This is a genomic window from Sphingobium sp. B8D3B (assembly GCF_025961875.1).
In the GTDB taxonomy this organism is placed as follows: Bacteria; Pseudomonadota; Alphaproteobacteria; order Sphingomonadales; family Sphingomonadaceae; genus Sphingobium.
Genome location: NZ_JAOQON010000001.1, coordinates 2311727 through 2335517 on the forward strand (window position 1 = coordinate 2311727; position 23791 = coordinate 2335517).

The window sequence follows — 23791 nt, forward strand, 5'->3', positions numbered from 1 at the left end:
ATGCGAATTGAGCGAAGCAAGGAGTGGTGGGTCAAGCGCGCCATTGCCGAAGGTGACGACACGATCGGTGCCGGCCTGCTTGCGCGCGATCCTGCGCCCGAGAGCGAGGCCGACGAACAGATCGCGCCGCGCGAGGAAAGCCGCATCGCGTTCGGACGGTTCATCAACCTGATGCGCCGGCGGCAGGGTATGAGCATCGAAAAACTGGCCGATGCCGCCAGAGTGGATGCGAGTGAGCTTCTCGTTATCGAAGAAGACGTGCATTATGTGCCGGGGCCACGCACCGTCTACCAGCTCGCGCGCATGTTCGACGTGCCTCAGGCACGTCTTATGCAGCTCGCCGGATTAACGGCGGCGAACGATGCCGGCCTGCGCGAGGAGGCGGTCCGCTTTGCGGCTCGGTCCGAGGCGGTGCATAAGTTGACCCCGGAAGAGAGCGCCGCCTTGAGCGCATTCGTCGCGGTGTTGGGTCAGCAGGAGCCAAAACGATCTCAGTAAAGAATATCGCGCTCGATCAACGCACCGCCCAGGACATCGACGAACAGGTCACCAAGATCATGCGTGGTCTCGGCAACCCGACGCCGCCCCTCGACCTGCGTGTCGTTCGCGAGCTCCTGCGGCTCGACCGCGCCTATTACAGCACGACTGATGACGGTGTCCTTCGCGAAACCTTCTCTCGGCTAAAGGTGGCGGGCATTCAGGTGCTAAAACGTCCGACGCTGCTGGCCGATGCCGTCCGCACCCTAAGCCTCAAGGCGCTCTACCTGCCTGATCAGAAACGGATCCTTCTCGATAAGGACCTTCCTCAACTTAAGCACCGTTGGAACGAGGCGCACGAAATTGGCCATGACATCATTCCATGGCATGAGGGGATGATGCTCGGAGATACCTTGGAGACCCTCACGCCGAGCTGTCACGAGATCATGGAGGCCGAGGCCAATTATGCCGCTGGCCAGATATTGTTCCTCGGTGGCCGCTTCGTCGAGGAGGCAGCGTCCGAGGTACCCTCGCTCGACCTCGTCCGCAGACTTGGCGGGGTCTATGGCAACACTATCACTTCGACACTGTGGCGACTGACAGAGCAGGCCAGCGTCGGACGTCCTATCATCGCCATGGTTTCAGGGCACCCCCATCGCTCCCGCCGCAAAGCCGATTTCGACCCTTCTAATCCTTGCCGCTATTTCATTCAAAGTCCGGAGTTTCGCGAACGCTTCGGCTCAATCACCGAGCAGCAACTCTTCAGCGTCGTGGCAGCATATTGCGGTAGCCAATCGGGCGGTCTCCTTGGTCAAGAAGAAGTTATGCTCCTTGATCGCAACGGAGATCGACACCTCTTTGCATTCGAGACCTTCTTCAACCGATATGAAGCCCTCACTCTCGGCGTTTGGTCGCGGCCCCAGCCCCGCGCCACTTGAAGAATACTCGACAAGCGACGTTCACGTAGACGCCGAGCCTGCGCTAAGTGAACCGAGGTCCGCGTCTGTCCAACATCCTTGGACATACGAGAGAGGCGTGGCGCTGCTCAATGAAAGACCGGTTTCGGTTTAGCCAGACATTCAGAGCCGAGCGAATATACGACCGTTTTGTCGCAGTTCGCGTCATTAAAACGGAACTGAACGAATGGGCGCTTTCGGGATGCTCGTTCAACGATTTGAACGTCCGAGATGTTGGCGGGAGGCGACCATCCCAAGTCTTACCATAGGTATAACCGCCGAGCTTCCTATCTACAGGGAATGAGGATATTTTCGATCGGATATGAAGGTGCGACCCAGGCGGAGTTTGTATCCTCTTTGCTTCGTGCCAGAGTGAAATGCGTCGCTGACGTTCGCGCAGTCCCGCTTTCCCGCCGACCGGGCTTTTCGAAGAATATTTTGGCGGCCGGGTTACGAGAGGCGGATATTGCCTATGTCGGCTTGAAGGCTCTTGGCACGCCCCCTGCAGGCCGCGAAGCTGCGAGAAAAGGCGATCATGCTCGCTTGGCCGAGGTTTATGCCGGTCAGCTGGAACTGCCCGATGCAATCGCGCAAGGAGCGCAGTTATGCGACCTCGTGAACGAGATGCCTACCGCCTTGCTTTGTTTCGAACGCAACCCAGAAAGTTGTCACCGTTCTCTACTGATTGGCGCTCTCATGCCTGACGCAGAGGTCACGCATTTGTTCGCATGAGCGGCAGATATGTTCGCAAATCCAACTAGGGCCCTCCTCCCTAGTGTCGAGGCTCAATTGGCCGGAGCTATGCGGGGCCGGAGTGGCTTAGAACGTTGATGAGGCGTCCGAACGGGTCGCGGACATAGAAGCGCTTAACGCCCCATGGCTCGTTGACTGGACCATATTCGAGTTCCAGGCCGGCGCTTTTGATGCGCTGCTGGACTTCATCGAGATTGTCGACTTCAACAGAGAGGTCAGGGACAGCCGTTCCAGAACCGCCTTCGCTTGCGATGCTGACCTGCGGTCGGGTGTCTACCTCTGGCGCAGCAAAGGTAATAATCCAGCCATGATCCATGACAGCTTCGAGGCCCAGTATGTCACAGTAGAACGACCGCGCTGCTTCGGGCTGCGGCGCAGCGATATTGGCGATAATTCGTTTGACGGCCATAAATCTTTCCTCGTTGTCTAGGAGCATAGCGTCCTTCAAGCCAGAACGCGACAGCGGCGGCGAGCTTACAGCTGACAGAAAGTTTCTGGCGAATTTGTCGTAGCGGGTGGCGATGCGGCGGAAGTCCTTGAGCCGGTAGGACATGGCCTCGACCCGCGAGCGATCCCTGTAGCGGCGCTCGTCATGTTGGATCGGCTGTGCTTCAACATCACGGGCGAGCAACGCCCGCCGATCGAAGTGAAGCCGGACGAAACCGGCTAAACGACGCGGCCTATCGCTATCGCATGCTTCAGCCTGAGCGGCGGCGCGATGCCGGCATCGCGCCGCCGTAATCATACCGATTGCTGCGCCGTTAACTATTGTTTGAAAATCATCTTCGTAAGATTGTCTCACAATTCAGCGTGAAGGAAATGGCGCAGGTCGTCGACCACGAACAGGCCCCGGCGGCAATCGGCGCGATGAAGGGTGAACCTTCCTTCATACGGACAGCCTTATTTTTCAGCCCCGCCAGACGCCTGGAAACTCAGATTTCGGGAAAAGAAGGGTAAAATTTTCGTGCCGATCTGCGACACGACATGACTGCCATGGTCACCGTCTCTGACCGTGAAGGCATGCGGAATCTTCAGCTGGTTAAGCCTTGCATCAAATTCACGGATGCTTGGAAGAAGTGAATCGTCCCTCCCCACGTCGAGCGCAAGAGCTTTGTATTTCATCAGGTTGGGCGCAAACTGCGACACGAGCGCTAGCGGTGAGTTCGCCCCATATCGCGCTGCGACCTCGGGGACGATGGCCCCGTCTTTCACCGGCAGATCGAAATAGAATGGTGGCTTGTCCGGGTTGGGAGACCACGCAGCCGCCGTGGCGAAGGCAACCAGCACCACATGATCCGACCGGCCGGAGGCCTTAACCTTCGCTTGATGCGCTCTCAGGTCATCCATCGTTTTGATTGCTTCGATGGCCGTCTGCTGGCCGACGGGGTTGCTGGCAGGATAGCCCTGATTCAGGCAGCATGGGGCCATGGCCCACATCGACGAGAACACGTCCGGCCGCTTCATGGCGATGCGGAGCGTGCCATAGCCACCCATTGACTGGCCGGCGATCCCGCGGGACTCCCGCTTCGCGAGGGTACGATAATGCTGATCGACATAGGCAACGAGGTCATCCGCAATGAAGTCCTCCCAGTTCCCCGTCACCGGGGAATTAGAGTACATGCACCCCCCATATCCGTTCATGCAGTTCGGAATGACAATGATCATTTCCTGTGCGGCACCGGAGGAGAAGGCCTCTTCAACAGCTGTCGTCGCGTAGCGCGGGCCCGGATCTCGAAAATACTGCGTGTCCGCGCCGTTGTAACCGTGCAGGAAATAGATCACCGGATAGTGGCGCTTTGGATTTTTAGCATAGCTCGGCGGAAGATAGATCGACACCTCCGGAGAGTCCGTCTCGCCCATCAGGTTGCCCGCCAACGACACGCCGTGCACCTTCACCCGATCAACCCGGCCCTTGATGGGGGGGGCAGTCTGGGTGGAAGGTGATATCGAATTGTCATCCTGCGCATGGAGCGGCCCGGAGAACAAGGCCAAGGCCGCGGCGATCGTGGCAAGACCAAGACTATATCTCATCAGATCCTCTCTTCCTTTTGAACGATTTCGATCATCTTTACTGAACCGGCTGGGGGCCCTCTTCAGAGCGTCCCGCAATCCGATGCGACGGCGCGGCCAGAAGTCACGATCCTGGCGAACGCCTCCGCATCGTCGAACGACCGGGTCAGCGTATCGCTGTGGTTGGCACCTTCATAGCGCTTCCAGAGCACGACATTGCCGGCCTTGCAGATCGTCCGCACGCCCTTGGCTTGCCGGGCCGCGGGGATAAGCTCGTCGGCCAGTCCTGTGCCGATCATGAGTGGAAAGGCAGTCCTGAACGGCGTCGATGCCCCGACAGGCCCCAACAGGGCGTTGAGGTCGGCCGTGGGACGAGAGAAGGCGTTCTCCGTCGTGATATCTTCCTGAGCAGCGACAACGCGCGGGTCGCACCGCGTGCGCGCAACCTCCAGCATCCGCTTGCCCTTCTCCGTCAGATAGGTCTCCGGGGGAGGAGACCCGTCCGGAAGGCTTCCACCCACCATCCTGTAGATGATGTAGTGCGGAGAATCCCCGGGCTCCTGCGCATCCACCTTACCGGAGGCATCTGGGAAGGTCGTCACCAGCGCGGTCGCAATGGCGCCTTTTACGTTGAGATCGGGCGCATAGCTGCGCGCAAGGCGCGCCGCGCCGAGCGATGCGCCCGACCCCTGCGACTGCCCAGTGATGACGATGCGGTTGGCGATCCGCTTGTCCATCCTGACCGCCACTCGCGCAGCATCCAGCACAGACTGACCTTCCGATTTCCAGATGGTATAGGCGTGCGGCCCCGGTCCACCAAGCCCCTGATAGTCAGGCGCGACAACCGCGTACCCCTTCTCAAGCCAGCGATCGACATAGGCGCGATCGCGCGCATTGGCTCCCACCCACGACGGGGCGCACGCGTCGGAAACCCCAAGTGTTCCATGCGACCAGACGATCAGCGTCCAACCGCCGGCGGGCGCTTTCCCCTTGGGAAGATAGAGCGCGCCGCTTACCGGCAACAGGCCGCTCTCCCATCGTCCGTCGGTAGACGTGTAGAGGATCCGAGTGGCCTTGCCGGCGTGCGGCGGTGCCAGATCGCTAGGCATCGGCTCTTCTCTAAGCAGACGTCCCGGCTGCTCAGGCAGAGGTGAGGTCCACCGGTAGAAGGGGGAGATGTCCACATCGCCAGCCGCGCGCCCGATTGGGAGGGTCCCGGCTGTCGCCTGCGGTCCCGCCATCATCATGAGCATAGCCAGGCTCCAGCTGATCGCGGTTCTCATATACCCTCGCTTCTCAAAATCGGGCTGCAGTCGATATTTGAGCCTCACGCCAGCATGATCGGCGCGTCTGATCACGTTATAGATCCCGCTGGGAACGCCCGGGATACTGTAGCTATTAATGGTCGCGGAGGGCTGCCCGCTTGCACGTGCGCTCGGCTGGCGCTGGCCGTCGTCAGTGATGCGAATAGGACCAATCTCTGACGAGGCATCTTGCCACCCTCTCCCTGCGATGTAACGCTTACGCGGCTGCTTGCGTCAGCGTCGCGGCAGTGGACGCGACTGTCCAATTCTATGACCGTTCTCAACGATGCCTGTTGAGCATCATCGACGCGCAAGAACAATATCCAGTCCGGCAATTCTGAATTGCACACATTTCATCGTAAGCGAGCGTTATAAAGCCATTGCCGCGTCCAGCAGCAACGCACGCGCTTCCCAATGGCCAGCAAGGCCAGAGCGCCGGACGAAAGGATCAGCTTCGGCCCGTCTCGCATCCGCTGTGTGTGCCCTTGCGCCACAGAATCTTGCCAACCTCAGCCCGCTCCGCCGCCTGAGAAAGGGGCGGCTCCGATAGGTCGGAACCGCCCCCAAATGTATCCAGCCTAGCAGAGCAGTTGACGCGAGATCAGCCAAGGGTTGCTCTCCTTCGCCTGCGCAGGAAGAAGCTCGTCGGGGATGTCCTGATAGCAGACGGGGCGCAGGAAGCGTTCGACTGCCAGCGTGCCAACCGACGTGGATCGTCCGTCGCTGGTGGCCGGGAATGGCCCGCCATGTACCATCGCAGGCGAGACCTCCACGCCGGTTCCAAAACCGTTGGAAATGATCCGCCCCGCCTTCCTCTCGATGATGGGCATCAGATGGCGAGCGGCGGGGTAATCCTCGGGTGCCATGTGGATCGCGACGGTCAGCTGGCCTTCCATTTTCGAAAGAACGTCTTCGACTTCCTCCAGCGTATCGCATCGCACGACGAGCGACGAGGCACCGAAGACTTCCTCCTGCAGGCTGTCGTGGGACAGGAACGTCGCCGCGTCCGTTGCAAACAGTGCGCTCGCACCACAATTCGGAGCGTGCTGACCGGACGCTTGCTGGGCGACTCCATCCACGGCGCCCAGCCGCTTCGTGCCGGCATTATAGGCTTCCAGAATTCCCGGCGTGAGCATGGGAGCCGCAGGGGCTGCCTTGATTGCGTGGGCGACAGCGTCGATGAAACGATCCAGCGCTTCGCTGGCAATGCCGATGACAAGACCGGGATTGGTGCAGAACTGACCGGCACCGAGCGTCAGTGCGGCTGCGAACGCGGCCCCCACCGCCTCAGCCTCGGCTTCGAGGCGATGGGGAAGCAGGATCACCGGATTGATGGCGCTCATCTCTGCATATACCGGGATGGGCTGCGGCCTGCGACCGGCGATCTCCATCAGCGCCAAGCCTCCCTTGCGGGAACCGGTGAAGCCAACCGCCTGTATTCGCCTGTCGGCGACGAGCGCCTGACCGATAGAAAGTCCGTCATCGAAAAGCATGGAGAAGATGCCTCCCGGGAGACCTGCTTCCTCAACGGCCTGACGGATGGCACGGCCGACCAGCTCCGAGGTGCCAGGATGGGCCGAATGCGCCTTGACGATCACCGGGCATCCGGCAGCCAGCGCTGCGGCAGTGTCACCGCCTGCGACGGAGAACGCCAAGGGGAAATTGGAAGCGCTGAAGACAGCCACGGGTCCGAGACCGATATGGACGAGGCGCAGGTCTGGTTTTGGTGCGGGCTTACGATCCGGATTCGCCTTGTCGATGCGCGTGGTGCCGAGGCGTCCGTCGCGCAGCATTGCGGCGAAAGCGCTCAGCTGATTGATGGTCCGCGCTCGCTCGCCTTCGAGGCGACCGCGTGGAAGTCCTGACTCGGCCATGCAGCGCTCGATCAATTCATCTCCGATACCCTCGATCTTGGCGCCAATTGCCTCGAGCAGGCCGGCACGAACCCAGGGCGAGCTTTGGGCGAATGCAGCCGAGTCAGCGTCTGCTGCCTCACATGCCGCTTCGAGCTGCCGCTGCGAAGCCCCTCGGAATTTCGGCTCCAAGGCCTGACCAGAGGATGCGGAAACGGCATTGAAGATGCCAGCCTCCCCCTTGGTTTCTTGTCCGGCTAGTTGCATCTCTCCAGTGACAGGCATGATCTCGCTCCATTCAGACTTTGGAGCGCCTTATCCGGTGCCAACCGACGCACCCAATCGCGAGACGGAATGGATCGATGCTGCTGCCGCATCGATGGGGCGCACTCAGACAGGTTGTGAAGCGGGAACGCCTTCCAATGCACGAAGGAAGCGCTCGATTGTAGGATTGTTGACGTCCTTCATCCAAGCGACATGCAGCTCCACAAGCGGCTCGATCTCTTCCAGCGGGGAGAACACCACCCCTTCCGGATGCAGCCGGCTGGCGGCCTCTGGCACGAGGGCGAAGCCCAGGCCTGCTCCCACGAGCGTAAGGATCGAATGGATCTGGGTGACATGCTGAACATGGCGTGGCGCGGCGCCTGCCGTGGCGAAGAGACCGGCGAGAAGATCATGGAAATATCTGGCAGCGTCCGGCGCATACATGATGAATGGCAAGCCGTCGAAATCGACGAGATGCCGCGGACGCTGTTCCGCCGGAATCCTGGCAGGCGTACAGACGACGAAGCGCTCCTTGAGGACGAGGTGCGATGCAAACTCGGGGCGGCGGAGCGGCGGACGCAACAAAGCAACGTCGATCCGGTTGGTGATGAGCGCCTCGATCTGTTCGCCGCTCACCATCTCCCGGAGGAGCAAATGGGTATCGGGAAGGACGTCGCTCGCATGGGCCAGCAGACGGGGAACATAGCTGTAGCCGGACGCGGCGGTGAAGCCGAGACGCAGGATGCCAGACCGCCCTTCAGCTGCGCTGCGGGCGATGGCGGCGGCGCTGTCGGTCAACTGCACGATGCGGCGCGCCTCGACCAGGAATGCGCTCCCGGCCGGGGTCAGCGTGACCAGCCGGCTATTCCTGTTGAACAACTTGACCTTGAGGATGCGTTCGAGAACCTGAATCTGCCGGCTCAGCGGTGGCTGCGTCATGTTCAGGCGGGTCGCTGCCCGGCCGAAGTGCAACTCCTCAGCGACGGCGACGAAACATCGTAATTGAATCAGCTCGAACACCGAACTGGCGATATCTCTTTTCATGCCCCCTCCGCAACCGTCGATGGCTTACTCAGAATCTCGGCTTGCCAGGATCGAAGGCAGGATCATATTTCCGCATCTGGGCGACATCATCACGGCTGCGGATGGCGATCCGTTCAAAGATGCCGTTCAGCCGCTCCAGGCGCGCCCGGTCGATGGATACGCCCAAACCCGGCTCGTCGCCAACGCGAACGCATCCGCCTTCGATCTTCACCTTTCCGCCCATGACCACCTCATCGTCATCCTCGACCCACGGATAATGGGTGTCGCAAGCGTAACTCAATTTAGGTGTCGCGGCTGCGACATGAGCCATCGCCATCAGGCTTATTCCGAGATGAGAATTGGAATGCATGGAAAGCCCGAGGCCGAAATGGTCGCATATTGCTGCCAGAGTCTGCGTCCGTCGCATGCCGCCCCAATAGTGATGGTCCGAAAGCACGATCTGGACGGCGTTCTGCGCGATCGATTGGCGGAGTTCATCGAAGTCTGTGACGACCATGTTGGTCGCCAGAGGCAGACCAGTGGCGCGATGAAGCTCAGCCATCGGACCGAGACCGGCGACGGGGTCTTCATAATATTGCAGGAGACCGGCAAGCTCCCCGGCAACGCGAACGGCTGTCTCCATGGACCAGGCCGCGTTGGGATCGATCCTCAATGGCAGACCGGGGAAGGCCTGTGCCAAAGCGCGAATAGTTGCGCATTCGATGTCCGGATGAAGCGCCCCGGCCTTGAGCTTGATGCTTTCAAAGCCGTACAGATTGATCATCCGTGTGGCCTGTCTGACGATGCCCTCGGGGTCCAACGCCTCACCCCACGGGTCATCAGCATAGTCTGCGTCGATATGGCGGGCATATTTGAAGAAGAGATAGGCGGAAAACGGCACCTCGCGCCGCACCGCTCCGCCGAGAAGCTGGTGGAGCGGCACGCCGGCAGCCTTGGCCTGCAAGTCGAGAAAGGCAACCTCAAACGCGGAGAAACAGTTAGGGACTTGCTTTGAAGGGTGGGAGCCGGGCGCCAGTTCCGTTCCCGCCTGGGCGGCCGGCAAGGCTGTCAGAATCTGCCGGATCTGCGCCTCCATGCTATTGAGGTCGTACGGACTCATGCCCGCCAGAGCGGGAGCCACCGCCCTCACCGCAGAAAGAACCGCTGCGTCCCCATAGGTTTCGCCGAGGCCCACCATGCCGTTATCGCACTCGACCTCCAATATGGTGCGCAACGCGTAAGGCTCGTGAATGCCGCTGGCATTCAGAACGGGGGCGTCGCGGAACGCAATCGGTGTAATCCTGACATCACTGACCTTCATCGCCCTCTCCACCACATATCGTCTGACATCCTGATGGCAGCAAGCCACCGGCGCATTGATGCGAATCCGATATCGTTCGATATATTTTGCTATGTAGACGGTATCGCCCGCACCGCGTCGATGCATTCCAAGCATCGATCGATCCATCAACCGTGCTGGACATGCCGGATTGCTCCGTTGATGGCTTGCCGATGACTGGGCCCCATAGGGGCTCCTGCATCCAGGGAGAGTGAGCCGATGGCTATGAGTGCAAAAGTTCTGACACCGTCGATGATCGCATTGGTCGCGACACTCGCGCAGCCGGTTTGGGCGCAGTCCGCACCACAGGACTCAGATTCGTCGCAGGCCGAGCGGGAGATCGTCGTCACAGGGTCTCGCATTGCCCGCAAGGATTTCGTCTCTCAAACGCCTGTTGTAACCGCCAACAAAGCGGCTATCGAGGCGGCAGGCACCGCAACGGTCGACGCCTACTTGTTGCAGCTCCCCCAGTTCCAGCCTGGCGCGGGTGGCTTCACCAGCAGTAACAATGGGGGCTCGATCGGCCTCTCCACGCTCAACCTTCGCGGCCTTGGGCCGCAACGCAACCTCGTACTGGTCGACGGCCGGCGGTTTCAGCCCTCAACCGCCGAGACAGTGGTCGACATAAACTCTATTCCTGCGGCGGCCATCGGCGACGTAGAGATCATCAGCGGCGGCGCATCGGCCACCTATGGATCGGACGCCGTCGCCGGCGTCATCAATTTCAAGCTCCGTCGCAACTTTACCGGGCTGGAGATTGGCGGCCAGTTCGGCATTTCCGATCAGGGAGATGCCGGAAGCAAGCAGCTCTCCGCTATCGCTGGCACCACCTTCTCGGACGGCCGCGGTTCAATCATGATCGCCGGTGAATGGAACAAGCGCGACGCGGTGAGCTATCAGGACCGCGAGGGCTTCCGGCAGACAGCGAATATCAGCAATATTTTGCCGGAAGGCGCCTTGGTCGCCAACTCCAACAACCTGCCTAGCCAGGCAGTCGTCAATTCGATCTTCGGGAGCTATGGCATCGCTGCCGGAGCGGTTCCCCGGACGGCGGTGTTCGGTTTCAACACCGATGGAACGCTCTTCCGAAGCGCCTCGCCCGGCGAAAACTTCCGCGGTTCGCGTTCGGGGCCATTTGTGCAGACGGCAACCGCATTTGGGAGCAATGGTGCGTACTTCTCTTTGCTGCAGGTACCGCTTGAACGGTCAAGCGTGCTTGGCCGAGCCGAATATCAAGTCTCGGACGCACTGACTCTTTACGCACAAGGCGTTTACAACCACAGCAAAGTCTATGGGAGAGGTTCACAGCCCCTCTTGACCGGTGCAGGCGGACAGTTGACGATTTCGGTCAATAACCCTTTTATCCCGGCTGATCTCGGCAGGTTGCTGGCAAGCCGGCCGAACCCTGGCGCTTCGTTCAACGTGACGTCGCGCATTGGTCTGGACGGCCCCCGCACTTATTCTCAGACCTCTGACCTAACGCAGTTCCTGGTCGGTGCCCGTGGCGACATCGGCGATAGCGGCTGGACCTACGACATCTACACGTCGCGAGGCCGCACCAAGATTGTCGAACAGACGATCGGCGGTTCCGTATCGATCAGTGCTCTGCGTCAGCTGGCGGCGGCGGCGGACGGCGGCGCAAGCCTGTGTGCCGGCGGCTATAACCCCTTTGGCGTCAACCCGGTCTCGGCGTCCTGCCTGACCTTCATCCAGCGTCGTCCGCGCAACGAGATCACCATCGAGCAGGACGTGGTTGAAGGCACCGTGTCGGGCGGACTGTTCAACTTGCCCGCAGGCGAGGTGAAGGTTGCCCTCAACAGCAACTACCGCCGGAACTTTTACGGCAACTCGCCAGATGCGGGTTTCGCCGCCGGCGACATCGCACCTGGTCTCGTAACCCCCGCCACGAGCGGCACGGTCAAGATGTTCGATATCGGAGGCGAGATTCTGCTTCCGCTCATCCACTCGACGCCGCTCATCCAGGCGCTGAACGTGACACTGGGCTACCGCTACTCACATTATGATCCGTCCGGTCCGGTCTCGACCTACAAAGCGGACTTCGATTGGAAGATCATTGATTCCATCGTCCTGCGTGGCGGCTACCAGCGGGCGGTTCGCGCGCCCAACGTCGGCGAATTCTACCTGGGCGTCACGCGCGCCCTTACCCAGATCGGCTCGTTCCCGAGCGGCGGCGATCCCTGCGACGTCAGGTCTACCCTGCGCACTGGCGCCAACGCCTCGTCCGTCCGCAGCCTGTGCATCGCGCAGGGAATTGGGACTAATCTCGTCGACACCTACCAGTATTTCGGCGTCGTCGGCCTGGGGACAACTACGGGCAATGTCGACCTGAAGCCGGAGAAAGCCGACACGTTCACCCTCGGGCTGGTTTTCCAGCCCAAGAATATGGGTGAGCTGTTCAGAAGGTTCAACGTCTCGGTCGACTACTATAATATTCGCATCAAGGACGCGATTTCGTCGATCGACGCAGCGACGTCGCTTCAGAAATGTTTCAACGCGGATGGCTCCAACCCGAGCTACAGTGTCACCAACATCTATTGCGCGAACATCAAGCGGGACAGCTCGACGGGCGGCTTCGAGGAGCTGTTGCAGCCGCTCCTCAATCTGGGCGGTTTCAAGACGTCCGGCATCGACTTTCAGGTCGACTGGACAATCCCGCTCGCCGACCGCGTCAACGTAAGTCTGAACAGCGTCGTCAATTATCTCGATAAGTTCGAGGTTCAGAACTTCCCCAATGCCAGGTTCCAAGACTTCACCAACACGATCAGTTCGCTCCAGAGCTATCCGCGCTGGAAGACGCTGATGTCGGCAACGGTGAACTTCGGAGATGTGCGGGTCGGCGCGCGCTGGCGCCATATTTCCGCCATGCGCGATCGGAGCACGGTCGTAAGTCCCACTTCCACCATCCCCGGCACCCCCGCCTATAATTATCTCGATCTGAACGCGGCCTTTTCGGTCGGCAGCGAGTTCGAATTCAGATTGGGCGTGAACAACGTCACGGACAAGGCGCCTCCCATCGTGGGCGGCGCACTCGGCTCGACCAACGCTGGCGTGTACGATGTCATCGGCCGGTCCTTCTACGCCGGGTTCCGCGCCAAGTTCTGAGTGGGGCGCCTGCATGTCAACGAGCGGGACATATTGAGACGCTGATTTTGCCGCGCCGGTCGGCGGCGCGGCAACGGCCTCCACATCTATTCCAGTGGCGCCATTGCATAGAAGGCACATTATGTCCGACAAGATCGTCAGCATTGAACTCTCTTATGCCGCCCTTCCCCTTCACACGCCGATCAGCGACGCAAAGGTTCTGACTGGGCGGCAGAAACCTCTGACGCAGGTTGCATTTCTCTTCGCAGAGATCACGACCGAGGGGGGACTGACAGGGTTGGGTTTCAGCTATTCGAAGCGTGCGGGCGGCCCAGCGCTCTATGCCCATGCCCGCGAGGTGGCGCCCAACCTGATCGGCGAAGACCCCAGCGACATTGGCCGCCTCTGGACCAAGCTCGTCTGGGCAGGTGCCTCGGTTGGTCGGAGTGGCGTCGCCACGCAGGCGATCGCCGCCCTCGATGTGAGCCTGTGGGACCTCAAAGCAAAGCGGGCCAAGCTGCCGCTGGGCAAACTTCTTGGCGTGCATCGCGATCGCGTCGACTGCTACAATACGTCCGGCGGCTTCCTCTCGACGCCACTGGAGGATGTGCTCGACAATGTCGAAGCCTCAATCGCGGCGGGCATCGGTGGGATCAAGATCAAGGTCGGCCACCCGGACCCGAAGGAAGATCTCAAGCGCCTCGACGCGGTCGCAAGGAAAATCGACGGTCGGGTGGCGCTCATGGTCGACGCCAACCAGCAATGGGACCGCCACGCCGCGATGCGGATGGGTCGCGCTTTCGAGCAATATGGCCTCACATGGATCGAGGAACCGCTCGACGCTTACGATGCCGAGGGACACAAGCAACTGGCCGACGCGCTGGATACCCCGATCGCATCGGGAGAGATGCTCGCCAGCTCTGCCGAGCATCTGGGGTTGATTGCCTCGCGCGCGGTCGATTTCGTCCAGCCGGATGCGCCGCGCGTGGGTGGCGTCACCCAATTCATGAAGGTTCTTGCGGCCGCCGAGCAGGCCAACCTGTCACTCGCTCCGCATTTCGCCATGGAAATCCACGTCCACCTGGCCGCTGCCTATCCGCACACGACCTGGGTGGAGCACTTCGACTGGCTCGAGCCACTCTTTGACGAACGGCAGATTCTGGATGGTGGTTGCATCGTCCTGCCTGATCGCGCGGGTCTCGGGCTAACTCTGTCAGGCCAAGCCAGAGCTTGGACGACGATGCGCTGCACGATCAACCGGGCGGGCATTTCCGATTGGACGATCTGACAGCCTGATCGATGCGCAATCATCATCATATGATGCCGTAGGATTTGTTGATCGGTATCATCGGGACGGGCACGTCAGGCGGACAGGCCAAGAGTAACGAGCTTCGCTGGGACGAGACACTGAGTCCGGTCCGTGGCGGCAAAGGGAGAGAGCAAGCGTGTCCATCGGGCTACCGGCAGGAAAAGTGAGGTGGTCGATCGTCGCCATCCTCTTCTTCGTGACCATGATCAACTATGCCGACCGCGCGGTTCTTTCACTGGCGGCTCCGCTTCTTTCCAAGGACTTGCAGATCGATCCGCTGGAGCTGGGCATCGTCTTCTCCGCCTTCGGCTGGGCCTATGTCGTCGCCCAGCTCCCGGGCGGGTGGCTGCTTGACCGCTTCGGTGCGAAACGTGTGTATCTCGCCGCGATCCTGCTCTGGTCGGGCTTCACGGCTCTGCAGAGCACGGTCGCGCTTCTTACCGGAACCGCAGCGATCATCGCGCTGTTCACGCTCCGCTTCCTTGTCGGCTTTTGCGAAGGCCCGTCATTCCCAGGCAATGCCCGCATCGTCGCGAGCTGGTTTCCCGCCAGCGAGCGCGGCACCGCGTCGGCGATCTTCAACTCGGCGCAGTATTTCGCCACAGTATTGTTCGCCCCGATCATGGGGTGGATCATCGGCGTATTTGGGTGGCCAGAGGTCTTTCTGTTCATGGGCGCCGTTGGATTGGCCGCCGCATTCATCTGGGTCAGAAAGATGCACGAGCCGCGGAACCATCCGCGCCTCAAAGAAGCCGAGCTCGAGCTCATCATCGCCGGCGGCGCCATCGTCGATGCGCCCACAAAGGCGGCCGACGGCCCGCCTCCGCAGCCAGTCAGCGAAACGATCAAGATGCTGCTGGCGAACCGCACACTGCTGGGCCTCTACCTCGGTCAATTCTCCATCAATACGCTCACCTACTTCTTCATCACTTGGTTCCCCGTCTATCTGGTCCAAGAGCGCGGCCTTTCGATCGTCAAGGCCGGGCTCTTCGCCACCATGCCGGCAATCTGCGGGTTTGTTGGTGGATTGCTGGGCGGCATCTGGTCGGACTGGCTGCTCAAGCGAGGCCATAGCCTGACCCTCGCCCGCAAGACGCCAATCATTACGGGCATGCTTGTTTCCCTCGCGATCCTGGGCTGCAACTACTCGGACTCGGAACTGCTGCTCCTGGTGTTCATGAGCCTCGCCTTCTTCGGCAAAGGTGTCGGCGCGCTTGGATGGGCAGTGTTGTCGGACGTCGCGCCGCGCAACGCGGCTGGCCTCAGCGGAGGCATCTTTAACATGTTCGGCAACCTGTCTTCGATCCTCACGCCGATCGCGATCGGCCTGATCGTGAAGGAAACAGGATCATTCGATCTGGTCCTCGTTTACGTTGCCAGCAGCGCCGCGCTGGCCGCGTTCAGCTTTCTTTTCCTCGTCGGCAAAATTCAGCGGGTGGGCAGTCCGGGATAGCCATTCGATGCGGACATAGCATCGCTCAAGTCCGCAATTGATTTAGCCCCTGGTCCCACCTCCCCCTACGCATACTCGCATGACTGCGCCCGACGTGGCTCGACAACAATGGAAGGTATAGAGAAGCTATGATGTCTCCCTCGGAAATGGCAAAGCGGATTGGCGATGGCCTGCTGTCGTTCCCGGTGACGCACTTCGATGCGGAACTCCAGTTCAATGAGGCCCCCTATCGCGAGCACTGCGCATGGATGCTCGAACATGAGGTGGCAGGGCTGTTCGCTGCCGGCGGCACCGGAGAATTCTTTTCGCTGAAGCCGATGGAGGTCACGACTGTCGTGGCTGCCGCGGTCGCCGAGACTGCCGGCCGGGTTCCGGTGATCGCCGGCTGTGGCTATGGCACGGCGATCGCCGTCGAGCAGGCGCGGGCCGCTGAGAAGGCGGGCGCGGACGGCCTTCTCCTCCTCCCCCCCTATCTGATGAAGCCGGGCCAGGATGGCCTTTCCGAGCACATCGAGGCGGTCTGCAAGGCAACGAAGATGGGCGTCATCGTCTACAATCGCGATAACGGCATCATCAAGGAGGACGCGCTCGAGCGTCTATGCGACCGTAATCCGAACCTCGTGGGGTTCAAGGATGGCGTGGGTGACATCGAACTGATGACCCGCATCTTCTGCCGGATGGGCGACCGCCTCACTTATATTGGCGGACTGCCGACTGCGGAGACTTTTGCAGCACCCTATCTGGAAATGGGCGTCACGACCTACTCCTCCGCGATCTTCAACTTCATGCCGGACTGGGCGCTCAAGTTCTACAAGGCCGTCCGTGCGCGCGACCTGACCACCGTCAGGGCGCAGCTCAATGCCTTCGTGCTCCCCTACATCGCGCTGCGGAACCGTAACGAGGGTTATGCGGTGTCGATCGTGAAGGCCGGCATGGACGTTGTCGGTCGGTCGGCAGGATCGGTGCGTCCGCCTCTTACCGATCTGACGGCCGATGAACGAGAGCAGCTTGCCAAGCTCGTCGCTGACGTATCCCGGCAGGCGGTTCCCGCGTAAGAGGCTACCAACCATGCCGTCCCATGCACCCAAGATCGTCTCTATGCAGGTCGTGCCCGTCGCCGGGCACGACAGTATGCTTCTCAATCTCAGCGGCGCTCACGCCCCGTTCTTCACCCGCAACATCGTCATTCTTCGTGACGAAGACGGGCGGACAGGTCTGGGCGAGGTTCCAGGTGGCGAAGCGATCCGTGCGACACTGGACGAAGCACGCTCGATCGTCGAGGGTGCGCGGGTCGGCGACCACAATGCCATACTTCAAAAGGTCGAAAGGGCGTTCTCAGGCCGCGATCCGGATGGTCGGGGCCTGCAGACATTCGACCTGCGGATCACCGTCCATGTCGTGACGGCGATCGAGAGCGCGATGCTGGACCTCCTGGGCCAGTACCTCGATCTGCCAGTCGCCGCCCTGCTGGGCGCCGGCAAGCAGCGCGATCGGGTCGAGGTGCTTGGTTACCTTTTCTACATCGCGGACAAGGACAAGACGGACCTTCCCTATCGCGATGAACGCGACAGTCAGGACAGCTGGTTCAGAACTCGCAACGAGGCCGCGACCGACCCTGCGGGCATCGTCGCGCAGGCAGAGGCAGCGGAACGCCGCTACGGATTCCGGAACTTCAAGCTGAAGGGCGGAGCCTTCCCCGGCGAGGAGGAGATCAAGGCGGTCGAAGCCCTGAAAGCTCGCTTCCCGGACGCACGCATCACGCTCGATCCCAATGGCGCCTGGAGCCTGGCTGAAGCGATCCGGCTGTGCAGCGGGCGTGGCGATATCCTGTCCTATGTCGAGGACCCGTGCGGGGCGGAAGGCGGATTCTCCGGTCGAGAGGTGATGGCGGAATTTCGGCGGGCCACCGGCCTGCCGACCGCGACGAACATGATCGCGACAGACTGGCGCCAGATGGTGCACGCCCTCGCCCTCCAGTCCGTCGACATCCCGCTCGCCGATCCTCATTTCTGGACGATGCAGGGCTCGGTTCGTGTCGGGCAGCTGTGCGAGAGCTGGGGACTGACCTGGGGCTCCCACTCCAACAATCACTTCGACATCTCGCTCGCCATGTTCACGCATGTGGCTGCCGCCGTCCCTGGAAGGGTGACAGCCATTGATACCCACTGGATCTGGCAGGACGGGGAGTGCCTGACCACAAACGCGATGCAGATCGTCAATGGCTTCATCGAGCTTCCGGACACGCCGGGTCTTGGCGTGAACCTCGACGAGGCGGCGCTCGAACGCGCGCACCGATTGTATTTATCGCAGGCCTTGGGTGGCAGAGACGACGCGATTGGAATGCAGTATCTGATCGAAGGCTGGGCGTTCGATCCCAAGCGGCCGTGCATGGTCAGATGAATCTGAAACCGACGCATCCCACATTAGAGATGCGTCGGCTATCCCGATGCGTCATCACCCTGTGCAGGGTAGAGTCCCAACGCTGCGATCGACCAGCGCCAGTCCTGTGATCCCTTCCAGAACAGGTCAGAAGTCAGGCTGCGTCGATTGGCCCTCGGCGCGCAGTTTCGCCCCCCGCAGCCTGCATAAGGCAGCGGATGCGCCCAAGGCAAATGCATGACTTTGGAGCATTGCTTCAGGATCGCCCGGTGATCCGTGTCATTGCTCCGATCTTCTGTTCCGTCCCCCATGCCCACCCTTCAGTCGGCTGCCGCGCCCATGCGCGCGAGCTGGACCCGGGAGCACTCTTCCATCACCTGCATATATCGCTGATAGCGCTGGCGCCCCGTCGTAAACGGATTGACGTCACCCGGCATCGCGTAGCGAATGAGCGCCTGCTTTTCCGTGGCTGACGAGTGCGCCGGATGGTTGGTAATGAGGACATCGACGCCGGCTGCGGCCGTCAGCGAGCGCCACCGCTTCAGGGAAGCGATTTGCTGGCGGGCAGTGTCGGCGGTTCGTCCTCCGCCGGTTCCTCCCATCAGCCCAGCCAGATGGCGCGTCTTGCCCTCATAGACCGGAAAGATCATCGAAAGGGTGCCCGGCGTGTGGCCCGGCGTCACATAGAAGCGGAGATCGGTGCCGCCAAGGGAGAGCGTTTCTCCATCCTGAACGGTCCGGTCTTTCCTGGGAGGGGCAAGCTTTGCGAAGGGCGACAAAGGATCGGGATGCAGTATCATCTCCCAGTCCGCAGCGCTGGCAAGCACTTTGGCGCCGAACTCCTCCTGCATATATTTCGCGCCGCCATAATGATCACCATGACCGTGGGTGATCACGACATATTTGATGCGTGAAGGATCGAGGCCGAGCGCCTTGAGATTTGGGATGAGGATGTCCCGTGCCTCGGCAGCATTGTTGAGGGCATCGATGATGATGATGCCGTCCGGCGTGTCCAGAGCGTAGGCCGACACCGCATTCTGCCCAATGGAGTACAGATTGTCGTAGATGCGCGTCGCCGGCACCAGGCCGTCATGCTGCACGCCCCGCACTTGCTCCGGGTCCAGGGGGCTGATGAGGCAACGCCAACGCATGTCTGCCGCGAGATCCTCGCCCGCAATTCTGCGCGCCCGCGAAAGATGCTTGGCGACATCCGGCTTGTGCTCATTGGCGAAGGTCGCCTGTCGGGGATAATCGGACGGATCAACCTGGGCGAGAATAGGAGTGGCAAGCAGGAGCGCCAATGTCGTCATTGTGCCAGCGACTACGAAGCGATTTGCCATTCTCATTCTCCTAGATGTCGTTTCCGCACTGTAATGCGAGCCAAAAACCACTGGTTTGCCGTCTCCGGCTTTCTGGAAAGCAGTCAGCCCTTTTGGCTACGGCACATTCGCCGAGGGCGTTCACAAATCTGACGGCCAAAGATGTGCCAAGCACGAACGGCTTTGGTTTACCCGCCTTCCTGGCTTCCAGCCGGCGAGCTGCTTGGTTCGCTCATAATGGGCATCATAGCGATCGACCGGTTGGGCAGCGGTCCCTGGACTCAAGAGAAGAGCGGTGGCGGCGAGATCCTTTAGACCCACGAGCATTCGACCCGCCCCCCAAACTTACGGCCAAGATGGTCGTCAATAGATCGAACGTGACCGGACATCTCGAAGCGCAAGGCAGCGCTCAAGAGATCCGGCCGCGGTCTCAATATTCGAACCTGAACCCCGCGCGGAATGTGCGGCCGAGCGTGTCGAAGACAGTCGGGCTTACCGCAACGTTGCCGAAAGGCGGGGCGGTCTTATCGAACACGTTCTGGACGTTTCCAAAGAGAGTGTAGCGCCCACCCAGGATTTTCACCGTATAGTCGATATTGAGATTCATCAGGACCTGACCCTTGATGTAACGCTGGGGCAGATCGGTCGGCAATGTAGCAACGTCATACCAGCCGCCACCGGTGAACCGGTACTGCGTACTGACGTTGAGTGGCCCCTTCTGGTAACCAAGGTTCAATGTCCATCTCCAATCCGGCGTTGAAATCTCTCCCGTACGGTCGATGACAGCCGTACCCGGCGCCTGCGTGTAAGAGCTGAACACCTTGTTGCCGAGGAAGCGGAGAGAAACCCTGCCATCGAGCTTGTCGGTGAGATCGGCAAGGCTCAACGAATAGGCTAGTTCGATGTCCAGGCCATTCTGCTTCAGGACATTGAGGTTGATCGGGACGACGAGGACGCGCGTCAGCTCGCCATTGGCATCCCGGGTGATGCGCGAACATGCCTCCGATGATCCGTTGAAGCAGTCAAGGACGACCTGGTTCGCTGTCGGAGTACCGACCGCGCCCTTGATGTTGATGTCGTAATAGTCGACCGCCAGGCTCAGGCCTCGGATGAAGGACGGCGTGATGACCGCGCCAGCCGTCCACGTGTTGGCAAGCTCCGGCCGGAGGTCGCGGTTACCCGCGGTGATAACCTGCACAGGATTAGGTGACGGGTGCGGCGACGGATTGTTGCGAGTGGCCTGATCAGTGACCGTCCCGAGGCCACCGGTTCCCGCACTGAAGAGTTCCGCCAGGTTTGCGGCGCGAATGTCGCGCGACCGCGTCGCACGGAAGCGGATCAGGTCCGACGGCGCCCAGGTCAGGCCGACCTTCCAGGAGGTTACGCCTCCGCTGGTGGAATAGTCGGTGTAGCGGGCCGCTGTGTTAAGCTCGAGTTCCTTGAAGAACGGCCTGTCCTTGAAGATCGGGAAGATCGCCTCAACGAAAGCTTCCTTCACGTTCACCGAACCGCTCTGGCTTACATAATTGCCCGTCTGGAACTGGCCGATGCGGTTGTTCGCCGGACTGAAGGCGAGGGAAACCGGGTCCGCTATGGTGCGGATGCTCTCGTCGCGATACTCGCCGCCCGCAGCAACCGTGACGGCGCCACCGGGCAGGTTGAATAGATCCTTGTTGACCGTGATGGCCACGACGTTCTGCTTGATCGGCCCGCTGAAGTATGACGTTCCAGTCACATATCCCAGTTGCGCCGCCGTGAAGGTCTGAGGCCCCATCACATTGATCGGAACGCATCCGTTGTTCGGGTTCGTCAGAGTGCTGCGACACACGATCGTTCCGGCCGGGACGCCCGCAGCATTGCCGGCCGGCGCGCGAACGGCATCAACTGCCGACACTGCCGGATATTGCGGGTAGCCTGCCGCCGCCAGAAAAGCGGCTGTATCGACGAAGCGGTCAAGATTGATGACCCCGCTGAGCGTCTGCGAGATGTCGTTGCGGCCGTGTTGATAATAGGCTGACCATTTGAAGCCGCCGATGTCACCATCGAGGCCGGCGACGATACGCGTCGTCTTGTTGATCTGATCGACAAACGGGCGGGGTATATCGAAGTTCGTGCGGCTCACGCGGATGCTGGTCAGGCGGTTCTGATCCATCAGATCAGCCACTTGCGACGTCAGATATGCGTTGTCGCGCTGGATCGTGAGCGCACCGCTCCCTGTGAAACCACTAAATGCGCCGACCGGATAGGCATAGTGGGTCTTGGCCCAACTGGCCTCCACATAAGCTGTGACCTCAGACGAGAATTCCCAGCTCGCGCGCGCGAAGGTCGCGATGCGCGTATTTGGTGAAAGAAGCGCCCGCCAGTTGCCTTGGGGGCCGTCGCCTCCCACCTGCGTGGTGGCGCTGGTGAGCGTGCCGCGATTGAACGGAACCAGATTGCCCGAAGCATCGAATTGCCTGAAGGCGAGAGGGCCACTCGTTATGAGCCCATTGGGGGAGGAGTTGGAAGAGACGACACCGCACGCGAAGGTGCGGGCTGTCGCCCCGCCTGGGTTCTGGATGACCGAGCAGTCTCTGCGGTCCTTGTAACCGGTTTTCGCGAGGTCATCGACGGTCCATAGACCCTCACTTTTGTAATATTCACCACTGGCGATGAAATGGCCGCGACCATCTCCGAACGACGTGCCTCCTGCCAATGAGGCCTTATATTCCGGCGCGTAGCCTCCATCGATCTGCCCGTAGAGCGCTTCTCCCTTCAGCCCGGTGAAGCTCTTGTTGAGAACGAAATTCACAACACCCGAGACCGCGTCGGAACCATAAGCGGCTGAGGCGCCGCCGGTCACAACGTCGATGCGGCTTATCAAGATCTCGGGGAACAGCGCCGTGTCCACAGTCCCGTTCTGCGTGGTCGAGACATATCGCCGGCCATCGAGCAAAACCAGCGTGCGCGGTCCGCCCAGGCGGCGTAGGTTCAGGAATGAACCACCTGCGCCTGCTGATCCTGTCGTGCCACGAGGACCGACCGAGTCGGCCAGGACCGGAAGCTGCCTCAGAGCGTCGTTGAGGCTCGCTGGGTTGAGAGATCTGATCTGCTGCTGCTCAATGACCGTCACCGGCGTGGGGGACGTGAATCCTAATTTGGCGATCCGTGATCCAGTGACGATGATCTGGTTATCTGCCTGCTCGCTACTCGTGACCTCGTTGGACGGGTCAGCCTGACCGGCGTGTTCCGTTGGCTGCGACGTGCTGTCCTGTGCGGCCGCAATTGACGGACATGCGATGATCAGCGCCATAACGGACGCTGCGCAATACGAGCGGTATTTCATAATCTCTCCCCATCCGGTAGCCGTTGCCTTCTTTTTGACTGTGCAACGTTGGGGTATCGTTCTTAGGAACCAATGGATGCGTGTCTAATGCGCTCGTACTATTGATGTATGCGATCTCTGTATTGATGTTCGTGACATGATGGCATTGGGCGCTGGTCGCCGGGCAGCGCACCAGGATGCCCGGTGACAATTGGGCGGCTCCACCGCTAGATTGAGAAGTCGATTGTCACAGCATCCGCGACAGCACGTCTATCTCATCCTTGTCTTTGTCGAGGAAGCGATGCTTCAATGTCCCCGAAATATGCAGTGCGACAAGGCCGAGCAACGCATAGGCTAGCACCATGTGAAGCCAGCCGAATAGCTCGAACGCCTTATCGTTCTTGGGCAGAATTTCCGGCAGTTCGCCAAAGAAGAAAAATGGTACGCCGTCGCTCATCGTGAAACTGCTCGACATGCAATAGCCCATCACCGGCACGACGATCACCAGCACCATGATCGCTCGCTTGACCATCTTGGCCATTATTGCCTCCCACGGGGCGAGGCCCCTCGGCAGGGGAGGAATCTTTGTACGCGCGCGGACGATCAGGTGCACCAGCGCCAGCAAAAGCACGAGGATGCCGAATTCCTTGTGGTAATGATATCCGTCGAAGCCCAGCACGACCCCATCTTTCATGTTGGTCATTGCAACGCCGAGCGCGAGCAGACCGATGATCAGCGCGGCTCGGACCCAGTGCAGGATGCGCATCGTCAGCGAGTAACGTTCCGGCCGTCCAAATTCAGCGCTCGGAAGATCCTCAGTTGTGATGATATTCATATTTCCTCCCTCCAAACATAAATCCTCCAGATTGGCCCCAACTCCAGATGCAATGAGCGTGATGAAAAGCGTGGAAAGAGGCGGGCCGGCGACGCCGATGACGACGAAGGA

General features: G+C 60.6%; 17 protein-coding genes and 1 pseudogene. 8 read left to right on the forward strand and 10 right to left on the reverse strand.

Annotated features, from left to right (window positions below; genetic code table 11):
• The 3 genes from M2343_RS10855 to M2343_RS10865 all read left to right on the forward strand — a co-directional run bounded on the left by M2343_RS10855 (window position 1) and on the right by M2343_RS10865 (window position 2165).
• Window positions 1-498 (forward strand): helix-turn-helix domain-containing protein, encoded by a 498-nt coding sequence (locus tag M2343_RS10855; RefSeq protein WP_264577545.1) that lies wholly within the window; start codon window positions 1-3, stop codon window positions 496-498.
• A 59-nt stretch (window positions 499-557) separates the two neighbouring features.
• On the forward strand, window positions 558-1415 hold the full coding sequence (locus tag M2343_RS10860) for an ImmA/IrrE family metallo-endopeptidase (RefSeq protein WP_264576652.1): 858 nt from the start codon (window positions 558-560) through the stop codon (window positions 1413-1415).
• A 318-nt stretch (window positions 1416-1733) separates the two neighbouring features.
• Window positions 1734-2165: a DUF488 family protein gene (locus M2343_RS10865; protein WP_264576653.1), complete on the forward strand. Its 432-nt coding sequence runs from the start codon at window positions 1734-1736 to the stop codon at window positions 2163-2165.
• Between the two features lie 67 nt (window positions 2166-2232).
• On the opposite strand, the gene M2343_RS10870 is transcribed toward M2343_RS10865, so the two are convergent.
• From M2343_RS10870 to M2343_RS10900, 7 genes and pseudogenes are all read right to left on the reverse strand, one after another.
• Window positions 2233-2622, reverse strand: coding sequence for a VOC family protein (locus M2343_RS10870; protein ID WP_319799403.1), 390 nt, complete (start codon window positions 2620-2622; stop codon window positions 2233-2235).
• A gap of 13 nt (window positions 2623-2635) precedes the next feature.
• Window positions 2636-2787 (reverse strand): annotated as a pseudogene (locus M2343_RS10875) (IS5/IS1182 family transposase); the annotation flags it as partial.
• 299 nt (window positions 2788-3086) lie between these two features.
• Window positions 3087-4217 (reverse strand): alpha/beta hydrolase, encoded by a 1131-nt coding sequence (locus tag M2343_RS10880; RefSeq protein ID WP_264576655.1) that lies wholly within the window; start codon window positions 4215-4217, stop codon window positions 3087-3089.
• 62 nt (window positions 4218-4279) lie between these two features.
• Window positions 4280-5305: a lipase family protein gene (locus M2343_RS10885; protein ID WP_264576656.1), complete on the reverse strand. Its 1026-nt coding sequence runs from the start codon at window positions 5303-5305 to the stop codon at window positions 4280-4282.
• Window positions 5306-6078: 773 nt separating this feature from the next.
• Entirely contained in the window at window positions 6079-7638 is a 1560-nt protein-coding gene (locus M2343_RS10890) for an aldehyde dehydrogenase (NADP(+)) (RefSeq protein ID WP_264576657.1), read from the reverse strand.
• 105 nt (window positions 7639-7743) lie between these two features.
• Window positions 7744-8637, reverse strand: a complete 894-nt coding sequence (locus M2343_RS10895) for a LysR family transcriptional regulator (RefSeq protein ID WP_264576658.1) — start codon at window positions 8635-8637, stop codon at window positions 7744-7746.
• 52 nt (window positions 8638-8689) lie between these two features.
• A complete protein-coding gene (locus M2343_RS10900; RefSeq protein ID WP_264603884.1) occupies window positions 8690-10096 on the reverse strand; it encodes a glucarate dehydratase family protein in 1407 nt (468 codons plus the stop codon).
• A gap of 144 nt (window positions 10097-10240) precedes the next feature.
• On the opposite strand from M2343_RS10900, the gene M2343_RS10905 reads away from it, so the two are divergent.
• The 5 genes from M2343_RS10905 to M2343_RS10925 all read left to right on the forward strand — a co-directional run bounded on the left by M2343_RS10905 (window position 10241) and on the right by M2343_RS10925 (window position 18243).
• Complete coding sequence (locus M2343_RS10905) at window positions 10241-13102, forward strand: TonB-dependent receptor domain-containing protein (protein ID WP_264603885.1); 2862 nt, start codon at window positions 10241-10243, stop codon at window positions 13100-13102.
• 121 nt (window positions 13103-13223) lie between these two features.
• On the forward strand, window positions 13224-14369 hold the full coding sequence (locus M2343_RS10910; protein WP_319799404.1) for an L-talarate/galactarate dehydratase: 1146 nt from the start codon (window positions 13224-13226) through the stop codon (window positions 14367-14369).
• Between the two features lie 157 nt (window positions 14370-14526).
• Window positions 14527-15843: an MFS transporter gene (locus M2343_RS10915; RefSeq protein WP_264576661.1), complete on the forward strand. Its 1317-nt coding sequence runs from the start codon at window positions 14527-14529 to the stop codon at window positions 15841-15843.
• Between the two features lie 128 nt (window positions 15844-15971).
• Complete coding sequence (gene kdgD, locus M2343_RS10920) at window positions 15972-16898, forward strand: 5-dehydro-4-deoxyglucarate dehydratase (RefSeq protein ID WP_319799405.1); 927 nt, start codon at window positions 15972-15974, stop codon at window positions 16896-16898.
• Window positions 16837-18243, forward strand: a complete 1407-nt coding sequence (locus M2343_RS10925) for an enolase C-terminal domain-like protein (protein ID WP_264576662.1) — start codon at window positions 16837-16839, stop codon at window positions 18241-18243. The genes kdgD and M2343_RS10925 overlap by 62 nt, the downstream gene beginning before the upstream one ends.
• Window positions 18244-18542: 299 nt before the next feature.
• Here the strand turns inward: M2343_RS10925 and M2343_RS10930 are convergent, their stop codons facing one another.
• The 3 genes from M2343_RS10930 to M2343_RS10940 all read right to left on the reverse strand — a co-directional run bounded on the left by M2343_RS10930 (window position 18543) and on the right by M2343_RS10940 (window position 23680).
• A complete protein-coding gene (locus M2343_RS10930) occupies window positions 18543-19562 on the reverse strand; it encodes an MBL fold metallo-hydrolase (protein ID WP_264576663.1) in 1020 nt (339 codons plus the stop codon).
• A 409-nt stretch (window positions 19563-19971) separates the two neighbouring features.
• Complete coding sequence (locus M2343_RS10935; protein WP_264576664.1) at window positions 19972-22833, reverse strand: TonB-dependent receptor plug domain-containing protein; 2862 nt, start codon at window positions 22831-22833, stop codon at window positions 19972-19974.
• Between the two features lie 259 nt (window positions 22834-23092).
• Complete coding sequence (locus M2343_RS10940) at window positions 23093-23680, reverse strand: cytochrome b (RefSeq protein ID WP_264576665.1); 588 nt, start codon at window positions 23678-23680, stop codon at window positions 23093-23095.
• Between the last annotated feature and the right edge of the window lie 111 nt (window positions 23681-23791).

Excerpts from the sequence above, each read along its gene's own strand:
- M2343_RS10855 (WP_264577545.1), top strand. The coding sequence starts at position 1 with ATGCGAATTGAGCGAAGCAAGGAGTGGTGGGTCAAGCGCGCCATTGCC.
- M2343_RS10860 (WP_264576652.1), top strand. The coding sequence starts at position 558 with ATGCGTGGTCTCGGCAACCCGACGCCGCCCCTCGACCTGCGTGTCGTT.
- M2343_RS10865 (WP_264576653.1), top strand. The coding sequence starts at position 1,734 with ATGAGGATATTTTCGATCGGATATGAAGGTGCGACCCAGGCGGAGTTT.
- M2343_RS10870 (WP_319799403.1), bottom strand. The coding sequence starts at position 2,622 with ATGCTCCTAGACAACGAGGAAAGATTTATGGCCGTCAAACGAATTATC.
- M2343_RS10880 (WP_264576655.1), bottom strand. The coding sequence starts at position 4,217 with ATGAGATATAGTCTTGGTCTTGCCACGATCGCCGCGGCCTTGGCCTTG.
- M2343_RS10885 (WP_264576656.1), bottom strand. The coding sequence starts at position 5,305 with ATGCCTAGCGATCTGGCACCGCCGCACGCCGGCAAGGCCACTCGGATC.
- M2343_RS10890 (WP_264576657.1), bottom strand. The coding sequence starts at position 7,638 with ATGCCTGTCACTGGAGAGATGCAACTAGCCGGACAAGAAACCAAGGGG.
- M2343_RS10900 (WP_264603884.1), bottom strand. The coding sequence starts at position 10,096 with ATGCTTGGAATGCATCGACGCGGTGCGGGCGATACCGTCTACATAGCA.
- M2343_RS10910 (WP_319799404.1), top strand. The coding sequence starts at position 13,224 with ATGTCCGACAAGATCGTCAGCATTGAACTCTCTTATGCCGCCCTTCCC.
- kdgD (WP_319799405.1), top strand. The coding sequence starts at position 15,972 with ATGATGTCTCCCTCGGAAATGGCAAAGCGGATTGGCGATGGCCTGCTG.
- M2343_RS10925 (WP_264576662.1), top strand. The coding sequence starts at position 16,837 with ATGAACGAGAGCAGCTTGCCAAGCTCGTCGCTGACGTATCCCGGCAGG.
- M2343_RS10930 (WP_264576663.1), bottom strand. The coding sequence starts at position 19,562 with ATGGCAAATCGCTTCGTAGTCGCTGGCACAATGACGACATTGGCGCTC.
- M2343_RS10935 (WP_264576664.1), bottom strand. The coding sequence starts at position 22,833 with ATGGCGCTGATCATCGCATGTCCGTCAATTGCGGCCGCACAGGACAGC.
- M2343_RS10940 (WP_264576665.1), bottom strand. The coding sequence starts at position 23,680 with ATGAATATCATCACAACTGAGGATCTTCCGAGCGCTGAATTTGGACGG.